Raw genomic sequence first — 8,450 nt, 5'->3', positions numbered from 1 at the left:
AGGGTCGTCAACGACCAGGCCCTGTTCGTCACCCAGTCCGGCCAGCACTTCACGGCGCCGGTGTGGGTCAGCGAGTTCGGCACCGGTGGCCGCGGCCAGACGGACGCCAAGGAGAAGGACTGGTTCAACCGGTTCGTCGACATCCTGGTGGCGAACGACACCGACTTCGCGCAGTGGCCGCTGGTCGGCTGGGAGACGAACGGCAAGATCAACGACAACTGGGCGCTGATCAACTACGACGAGGACGGCAACCGGCAGGCGGTCAACGACGGCGGCGACTGGCGCGCCACCGCCTGGAACAAGCTGGTCAACGCCTCCGGCAAGACCGGCCAGGTCGCCAAGGTCAACCACTGGAACATGCTCAACCTCGACTACGGCGACCAGCAGTTCTCCCGCTTCCTGGGCCGGAACACGGACTGGAGCGTCGGCAACCGCAAGGGCGTCTGCCCCGACGGCCAGCGCGTCGTCGGCCTCGCCCGCAGCAACAACCGCGGCCTGTGCACGGACGCCAACCAGCCCGGCAGGACCGACGAAGAGTGGATCACCGTCGTCGACGAGCGTCACGTCAAGAACGGCGACTGGGCGAGCGGCTACAACAAGCTCGAATGCCCCGAGAACACCTTCGCCGTCGGCTACAGCGTCAACGGCAACGCGATGGCCGCCCTGCTCTGCGAGCCCTCCGCACGGTCGCTGCCCACAACGAACCTGCCTCTGCGCTGGTTCGACCACGGCGACAACCGGCCCGCGTCCGGCGGCTCGGTGAAGAGCGACTGGGCCCCCGGCGCCTACAAGGGCCAGTGCAGGGACGACGAGTACCTCGCCGGCGTCGCCTACACCTGGAAGTGGCAGCACGGCGGAGCCCCCGACGCCCTCCTCTGCCGCCCGCTGAACTGACCGACAGCCCTGCACCGACCCCTGGGAGCACCACGACCTGCCCGGCCGCGACGCGCGGCCGGGCAGGTCCGGTTCAGGGCAGGCGGCCCGGCCGTACCGGGGCCCAGGCGGGCCCGGCGTCGTTGCGTCCCCGGCCGTGGACCGGCCGGACGGGCGGGGGGAGCATGAGGATGCGGCCGCAGCCGGCCGCGGTGAGCAGGCGGATGGCGGCGCGGACGCGGGCCTCCGTGCCGGCGAGCGCCCACGGGCCGGGAAGCAGCAACAGACGGTGGGAGCCGTCCAGCACGGCACGGGTGAGGGCCTCGAACCGGGGCGGGGTCCGGTCGGGGTCGGCGCCGGGGTCGAGGTAGTCCTCGTAGAAGACCGGCGTCGGGACGCCGAGGCGGGCGGCGAAACGCCGCAGGGCCTCGCGCCGGCCGTGCAGGGCCGCCGCCGCGCCGAGCGGACAGCGCAGGTAGGCGGCGGGCGGAAGGGCGTCCGGTCTGCGGGGAGCAGTGGTCATGGTTCTGTCCTCTCCTCAGGTGAGGGGTGCTTCGGCGGCGGACAGCTCGGCCCAGTAGGTCGTACCGGCAGGGCGGCGGTGGCTGCCGTGCGCGGAGGCGATCAGGGCGATGATCGCGATGCCCCGGCCGTGTTCCTCCGGATCGCTGCCGACTGTCCGGGCGCCCTCCCGCTCGGTGGGGCCGCCGTCGTCGACCTCGATCCGCAGCGTGGCATCGTCGAGGTGGTGCAGGCGCAGGGCGAGGGGCGGCCGGGCATGCCGGACGGCGTTGGTGACCAGCTCGGAGACGACGAGCTCGGCCCGGTCGACGGTGTCGTCGTCGGCGCCCCGGCGGCGCAGCGCGGCCCGGACGGTGTGGCGGGCGATGCGGACGGATCGTGGGCAGTGGGGGAGCACCCACGTGCCCGGCCGCTCGGCGGTCGGCACGCCGCGATGGTGCAGCAGGGGCAGGAGAGTCACGAGGGGCGCCGTCGTCGGCTCTTTGAGGCCGGTGTTCGGCGGCGGGACCGTTGCGATGGCGTCCATGGGGGGACTCCCGGGAGCAGTGGTGTGGAGCGGATGCCTCCACATTCCTCGGCCGGGCCCCGGGGAACCACGGGGGAACTACTCAATGCGCTGACAGGCCACTACGTACGCCCGATTACGTACGTCCTGTCGGGTTCTGCGACGCCCACAGGGCGATCTGGGTCCGGGAGGAGAAGCCGAGCTTGGTGAGCAGGTGCTCGACGTGGTTCTCGGCGGTCCGCAGCGAGATCACCAGGGTCGCGGAGATCTCCTTGTTGCTCATGCCCTGGGCGACCAGCCCTGCGACCTGCAGTTCCCGCTGGGTCAGCCGGACCCCGGGTGGAGCGGCGGCGGCCGGAGTCTTCTCGGTCCGCAGGATGTCCTCGACGGTCTGCTCGGGGGTGAGCCGGGCGCCGCGGTCGACGGCCGCCTGGAAGGCCCGCTGACCCAGGGCGCCGCGCACCTGTGCCACGTACCGCTCGTGCGCCTCGATCATGAACGGGACGGACTCCTCCAGTGAGGCGCCGAGCCCTTTCCACAAGGCGTGCAGGACTCCCAGGAGGTGTGCGGCGCGGTCGTGGTCCCCGTCCTCGGCGGCGGTCCAGAAGGTCAGCTCGACGCAGAGCGCCAGCCCCCACCGGTCGTGGAACGACTTCTTGAGCCTGACCGCTTCGCGTACCAGTTCGGTGGCGGTCGCCCGGTCCCCGCTCCGCCAGGTGGCCAGGGCCATGGAGAAGATCGCGTAGGAGCGGACGAACGACTCGCCCGCGCCGTCCGAGATCGACACCGCCTCACGACTCAGGTCCAGTGCCCGGCCGACGTCCCCGATCAGGGACTCGGCGATCGCCTGCATGAAGAGATCCGAGCTGAGCCCCTCCATGTCGCCGAGGTCCCGGTGGCCCGATGCCGCCTCGCCGAAGATCGCGATCGCCCCCGTGTCCGACGGATCCGAGAAACCCAGGGCGGCCCCCACGTACTGCAGCGCCCAGGCCGTCTCGGAGGTGTCGCCCAGCCGCTCGGCACGCTCGTAGTGCTGCCTGAGCAGCGGCTCGGCCTCGGATTCGTTGCCCTGCAGGACCGCGAACCACGCGTTCAGCCCCATGGCCCGGGTGCGCACCGGGGCGTCGTCGTCCGGGGCGGCGGCCAGCAGCCGCGCCAGCCACTGCCGGCCCTCGGAGAGCGAGCCGATGGCGATCCAGTAGTCGCGCGGCCGCCCCACCATCGCCAGCCCGGTGCCCGCCTCGCCCGGCTCGGTGACGCAGAACTCCAGGGCTGCCCGCAGATTGGCGTGGTCGGCGCGCAGCCGGTCGCACCACGCCACCTGATCGGGCCCGAACCAATGAGCGTCGGCCTCTTCGGTCAGCTGCGCGAAGTGGTCCCGGTGCCGTCGGCGCGCCCTCGTACTCCCGTCCAGCCCCTCCAGCCGGTCGTGGCCGTACTCGCGGACCGTCTCCAGCAACTGGTACCGCACATCGCCGGCGGTCTCCTGCCGGATCAGGACGGACTTGTCCACCAGGCCGGCCACCAGCGCGAGGACGGCCGACTCCGGGATGCCGTCGCCGGAGCACACCGCCTCGGCCGCGGCCAGGTCGAAGCCGCCGGAGAACACCGACATCCGTGCCCAGAGCAGCTGCTCCTGCGGCGCGCAGAGCTCGAAACTCCAGTCCATCAGCTCCCGCAGGGTCCGCCGGGCGGGCTGCGGTCCGGCCGGCGTGCCGGTGTCGAGCAGGGCGAACCTGTCGGTCAGGCGGTGCAGCACGTCGTCCACGGGGAGCACCCGCAGCCAGGACGCCGCGAGTTCGATCGCCAGCGGGAGTCCGTCGAGGGCGGCGACCAACCCGGCCACGGAGTCGGCGTTGGAGTCCGTGACGGCGAATCCCGGCAGCACGGCGGCGGCCCGCTGCTCGAACAGGCTCACCGCCTCGTACCGCCCGAGCGCGCGCGGGCCGGGCGACCGGTCCTCGGCCGGCACCCGCATCGGGGGGACGGTGAAGATCTGCTCGCCGACCACGCCCAGGGGCTGCCTGCTGGTGGCGAGGACCGTGAGGCCGGGTGCCGCCCGCAGCAGGGTCTCCACGAGTCGCGCGCTGGGGTCGGCCAGGTGCTCGCAGTTGTCGAGCACCACCAGCACCTCGCGGTCGGCCAGGTGGGCCGCCAGGACGTCGGCCGCCTGCCGGTCGGACCGGTCCTCGATGTCCAGGACGTCGACGACGCTCTGCGCCAGCAGCAGCGGGTCCCGCAGCTGTGCCAGCTCGACGAGCCGGACGCCGTCCGGGAACGACGCCTCCGCGGCGGCCGCCGCGCGCAGGGCCAGCCTGGTCTTGCCGACGCCGCCCGGGCCGACCAGCGTCAACAGCCGCGATGCCGAGAGCAGCCGTCCGATCTCGCTCAGCTCGGCCCGCCGGCCCACGAAGCTGGCCACCTCGGCGGGCAGCCGGGCCGTACCGGCGGAGGGAGCGGCCACGGGGATCGTGGCCTGCCCTCGGCCGGTCGCGGGCCGGTCGGCGGAGGGCGTCGGGTTGCCCATGTCCGGGATCGCCTCCATCGGAACGAGTCATTCCACTTCAGTATGGGCGCCGGACCGGTCTCCGGGACCAGGCCCGGGCCGGGCGTGTCCCGGCGGGCCCGGCCGAGGCGGCAGCTCTCGGCGACCTGGTGCGGGCCGCCTGCCCGGTCGGCTACCGACCGGTAGGCGTAGTGGGTACGCGCACCGATTTCTGCGTAGTCCGCGAAACGGCCTACGGATAGAAACCCTGATCGTTCGCCGCCCATGATGCGCTCGGCGGTGCGACGGACACGGGCGGCGGGCCCGCCCGGCAGTGACGCTCGAAGGCCGGACCGGACGCTCGAAGGCCGGATCGGGAACGTCGATGTGATGAACCGTCAGTTCCCCGCAACGCCGTTTCCCTGCCCCCCACCAGAAGGCGGCCCTACCTCATGTCCATATGCAAGAAGACCGCTTCCGTCCTGGCGGTCACCTCGGTGCTCGCGCTCGGCGGCCTGGGCGCGGCGCCGACGGCGAGCGCCGCCACGGCGGCCCCGATCGTCGCCCCCCTCATCACCGGCGCGGGCGGAATCCAGCTGCTCTCGTACGACGAGGAGACCGGCGACGCCGTGCTCTCCGCCGGCGCCGCGTCCGCCGCCGTCAAGGTCGGCCAGGTGATCGACAGCCTGCCGTGCGACGCGGCTCCGGACGGCGCGCTGCTCGTGGTCACGGGCGTCCGGAAGGCCGCTGACGGCAAGGTGTCCGTCAGCACCCGCCCGGGCGCCATCAACGAGCTGCTGGGCACCAAGACCGCCTCCGTGCGGACTGCGGTGTCCCCGTCGAGCTTCGCCGTCACTCCTGAGGTGTCCGGGCTCCACGTCAGCTACGTGCCCCGGATCGACGGCGCCTCGGCCTCGGCCGGGATGGCCCTGAAGATCAGCGCCGACACCGACATCGAGCTGCCCAACGGCTCGTCGGCCGAATTCTCCGGCTCCATGGAGGTCGCCCCTTCCATCGACTTCGACTACACCGGCGCCGTCTTCGACGTCCAGAAGGCCCACGTCGGCTTCAGCGCCGACACCGAGGCGAACTGGCACGTCAAGGGCCGGTTCACGGCGGACGACACCTCGATCAAGGTTCCGATCGCGTCCCTCAGCGCCTCTCCGGTGGTCAAGGCGGCCGGGCTGCCGGTCGTCGTGAACCTGGACCTCACGCTCTACGCCCACATCACGGCCAACGGCAGGGTCACCGTCGACGTCGAGCAGAGCTACGCCGACGACTGGGGCGTGTACGCCGACTACAAGAAGGGACAGGGCTGGAGCAGGAGCACCGACTCCGGCAGCACCACGGAAGCCCCGGTCACGGGGGCGATCTCCGGTGAGGGCGACATCCGCACCGGCCTCCTCACCGAGGGCACCGTGGCGATCTTCGACAGCCTGGGTGTCAGGGCCGGCATCGAGCCGTACGTGCGCACGGTGGTCAGCGGCAGCGTCGTCTTCGACGGCGAGGGCGGCGTGAAGTCCCAGACCGGTCCGGTCGAGCTGTACGGCGGCCTGGACATCGACGGCGCGCTGATCGCCCGCCTCCGGATCGCGGGCACCACCCTGTTCGAGCGGGACCTGCCGTTCACCATCTACCGCGAGGAGTGGCCGCTGCTGAGCATCCCGGGCACCTCCGTCGAGGAGGAGACCTCCGAGGAGGAGTACGCCGAAGACGAGTCCGGCGACGACGTGTTCCTGGACTGACCGACGCAACGCACCTGTGCGGACCGCTTCCCGAGCGGTCCGCACCCCGTCCCTCCCCCTCCACTTCGTGCCTCGCTGTGTCAGGCAGCCGAGGCGGTTCGCAGGAGCTCCCCCCATGACAGAACGCAAGGCCCGAGCCGCGTCCACCGGCCGATCCAGGCGGCTCTCCGCCGTCGCACTCACCCTCCCCCTCGTCGCCGCAGGCCTGCTGCCGGCGGTGACGTCCGCGGCCCACGCCGCCACAAGCGATGACCCCGGCATCGCCGTGGCGATGGGCGACAGTTACATCTCCGGAGAGGCCGGCCGCTGGATGGGCAACAGCGTCACCTTCACCGGTTCCCGCGCCGGTACCGACCGCGCCTGGACCGGCATCGGCTACAGCACGAGCAAGGTCTACGGCACCAGCGCGAAGAACGGGTGCGACCGTTCCGACTCCTCCGAGGTGATCAGCGCCTTCAGCGTCTACCAGGCCGTGAACATCGCCTGCGCCGGCGCCCACACCGAGGACGTCTTCCGGGCGAGCAGCGGTGGCGAGTCGTTCAAGGGCGAGGCCCCGCAGGCCGATCAGCTCGCCGAGATCGCGGCGCAGGACCGGGTCGGGCTGATCGCGCTCTCCGTCGGCGGCAACGACCTGGGCTTCACCGACCTCATCGCCGACTGCGTGAAGAGCTACGAACTCTCGGGCCCCGACTGCGTCCCCGACGCGCAGGAGGCGATCGACGCGAAGATCGACACGGCGATGGAGAACGTCGGGACGGCCGTCGACGAGATCCGCGCGGTCATGTCCGCCGCCGGCTACTCCGACTCCGACTACCGGATCGTGCTCCAGTCGTACCCGTCGCCCGTACCGCGCAGCTCGGAGGCCCGCTACCCGGAGAGCGGATGGAGCCGCACCAACACCGGGGGATGCCCGGCCACGGACAACGCCCTGGACTGGGCCCGCGACGGCATGGTCCCGCAGGTCGCCGAGCGGCTCTCGAAGGTCGCCGCCGACCGCGGCGTGCAGTTCCTCGACGTCCAGGACCTCCTGCAGGGCCACGAGGTCTGCTCGACGTCGTCCCGCCTGGCCACCTCCTCGCAGAAGCCCTCGGCCGCCACGAGCGAGTGGGCCCGCTTCCTCACCACCGGCCTCACGCAGGGAACCCTGCGGGAGTCCTTCCACCCCAACTACTACGGGCAGTTGGCCCTCGGCCGCTGCCTCAGCCTGATCGCAGACGAGCCCGCCGACCGCAACTACACCTGCCGCAACACGCCGGGCGAGGGCACGTCCGGGGTGTACCTGAACGAGACCTCCTGAGCCCGGATCCCCAACCTGCCGCAGGCGGACGCCTGTTCCGCCTGCGGCAGTTCCCGGTGCCGCGCCGCTCTAGCCGGCGAAGGGCGGCGCCAGGAACTTGGCCGGAGCCAGCTCGAGGAACTTCGACATCGCGAGGTCCAGCCGGGTCGCCTCGGGGGTGCCGGGTTCGGTCGCCAAGCTGCGGAACGTCAGTTCCAGCGCCCGGTCACCGTCGCGGACCAGGAGAGTGGTGATCTGGGCCTGCTGTCCGACCGGACCGGCGAGCATCGTGCGCATCAATGCCTCGTCGCCGAACCTCTGCTCCACCTGGAGCGGCTTGCTCGGGTCATCGGCCGGATCCACCACCTGAACGGGAATCTCCTGATCGCCGAAGCTGATCGTCCAAGCGGCGCACAGGGCGTACACCTCTCGCATCTCGGCCATCCAGACGGCGGCGCCTCCCGCTTCCCGCTCCGAGACCCCCTCGTCCACGACGATCGAGGAGTCGGTGCTCGCGAACGAAGTCCTGACCTCTCTCGCGGGCTTGTCGTTGAACGCCCGGTTCAGAAGAGCCGTGCCCTCCGGGGTCGGGCCGGTCATCGGCGGCGGGTCCTCGTCGGACGAAGGCGAGGCCAGCTCGGTGAAATCGTCCAGGCCCGCCTTGGGCAGATCCGCGGCCCCGACCAGCAGCCGCTCAAGGTCCCCGGACCGGGCGGTCGAGGACGACAGCGAATCCTCAGATGTGCTCACAAGTCTCCCTTTTCAAGCGACAGATCCCAGGCCCGACGCTTCGCGCGTCCAGCACGATGATCAACAAGGTGATCATGGCACTCGGGTAGGCGCGGACGCGCGCCTTCCGCTCGGTGGCGCCGGCCAAGGAGCCTCTAAAGCCAGTCGCGCTTCTTGAAGATCACGTACAGGCTCGTGCACACCACTGCCATCAGCACGATCGCGAACGGATACCCGCCCACCCAGTGCAGCTCCGGCATGTTGTCGAAGTTCATGCCGTAGATCGCAGCGGAAGCTGTAGCGGAATTCCAGGGG

The 8,450-nt window shown here is 71.4% G+C and carries 6 protein-coding genes and 2 pseudogenes; 3 read left to right on the top strand and 5 right to left on the bottom strand.

The genetic code is table 11. The features are described 5' to 3' along the window. A pseudogene (locus ACGFMM_RS26630) lies at window positions 1-894 on the top strand (glycoside hydrolase); the annotation flags it as partial. 73 nt (window positions 895-967) lie between these two features. On the opposite strand, the gene ACGFMM_RS26625 reads toward ACGFMM_RS26630, so the two are convergent. The 3 genes from ACGFMM_RS26625 to ACGFMM_RS26615 all read right to left on the bottom strand — a co-directional run bounded on the left by ACGFMM_RS26625 (window position 968) and on the right by ACGFMM_RS26615 (window position 4,445). Continuing rightward, complete coding sequence (locus tag ACGFMM_RS26625) at window positions 968-1,396, bottom strand: hypothetical protein (protein WP_393648950.1); 429 nt, start codon at window positions 1,394-1,396, stop codon at window positions 968-970. Between the two features lie 15 nt (window positions 1,397-1,411). Further along, window positions 1,412-1,921, bottom strand: coding sequence for an ATP-binding protein (locus tag ACGFMM_RS26620; RefSeq protein ID WP_393648949.1), 510 nt, complete (start codon window positions 1,919-1,921; stop codon window positions 1,412-1,414). Between the two features lie 115 nt (window positions 1,922-2,036). Continuing rightward, window positions 2,037-4,445 (bottom strand): ATP-binding protein, encoded by a 2,409-nt coding sequence (locus ACGFMM_RS26615; RefSeq protein WP_393648948.1) that lies wholly within the window; start codon window positions 4,443-4,445, stop codon window positions 2,037-2,039. Window positions 4,446-4,837: 392 nt separating this feature from the next. Between ACGFMM_RS26615 and ACGFMM_RS26610 the strand changes: the two genes are divergently transcribed. Then, a complete protein-coding gene (locus ACGFMM_RS26610) occupies window positions 4,838-6,130 on the top strand; it encodes a hypothetical protein (RefSeq protein WP_393648947.1) in 1,293 nt (430 codons plus the stop codon). Between the two features lie 115 nt (window positions 6,131-6,245). Then, window positions 6,246-7,427 carry a hypothetical protein gene (locus ACGFMM_RS26605; RefSeq protein ID WP_393648946.1) on the top strand — a complete coding sequence of 394 codons (1,182 nt, stop codon included), beginning with the start codon at window positions 6,246-6,248 and terminating at the stop codon, window positions 7,425-7,427. A 69-nt stretch (window positions 7,428-7,496) separates the two neighbouring features. Here ACGFMM_RS26605 and ACGFMM_RS26600 read toward each other — a convergent pair whose 3' ends face one another. Together ACGFMM_RS26600 and ACGFMM_RS26595 are read right to left on the bottom strand one after the other, a co-directional pair. Then, window positions 7,497-8,156 carry a hypothetical protein gene (locus ACGFMM_RS26600; RefSeq protein WP_393648945.1) on the bottom strand — a complete coding sequence of 220 codons (660 nt, stop codon included), beginning with the start codon at window positions 8,154-8,156 and terminating at the stop codon, window positions 7,497-7,499. A gap of 134 nt (window positions 8,157-8,290) precedes the next feature. Continuing rightward, window positions 8,291-8,434: pseudogene (locus tag ACGFMM_RS26595) on the bottom strand (CorA family divalent cation transporter); the annotation flags it as partial. Window positions 8,435-8,450 lie beyond the last annotated feature (16 nt).

Source organism: Streptomyces sp. NPDC048604 (genome assembly GCF_043199435.1).
In the GTDB taxonomy this organism is placed as follows: Bacteria; Actinomycetota; Actinomycetes; order Streptomycetales; family Streptomycetaceae; genus Streptomyces.
This window is presented reverse-complemented; position numbering and strand designations above follow the sequence as displayed.

Excerpts from the sequence above, each read along its gene's own strand:
- ACGFMM_RS26625 (WP_393648950.1), bottom strand. The coding sequence starts at position 1,396 with ATGACCACTGCTCCCCGCAGACCGGACGCCCTTCCGCCCGCCGCCTAC.
- ACGFMM_RS26620 (WP_393648949.1), bottom strand. The coding sequence starts at position 1,921 with ATGGACGCCATCGCAACGGTCCCGCCGCCGAACACCGGCCTCAAAGAG.
- ACGFMM_RS26615 (WP_393648948.1), bottom strand. The coding sequence starts at position 4,445 with ATGGAGGCGATCCCGGACATGGGCAACCCGACGCCCTCCGCCGACCGG.
- ACGFMM_RS26610 (WP_393648947.1), top strand. The coding sequence starts at position 4,838 with ATGTCCATATGCAAGAAGACCGCTTCCGTCCTGGCGGTCACCTCGGTG.
- ACGFMM_RS26605 (WP_393648946.1), top strand. The coding sequence starts at position 6,246 with ATGACAGAACGCAAGGCCCGAGCCGCGTCCACCGGCCGATCCAGGCGG.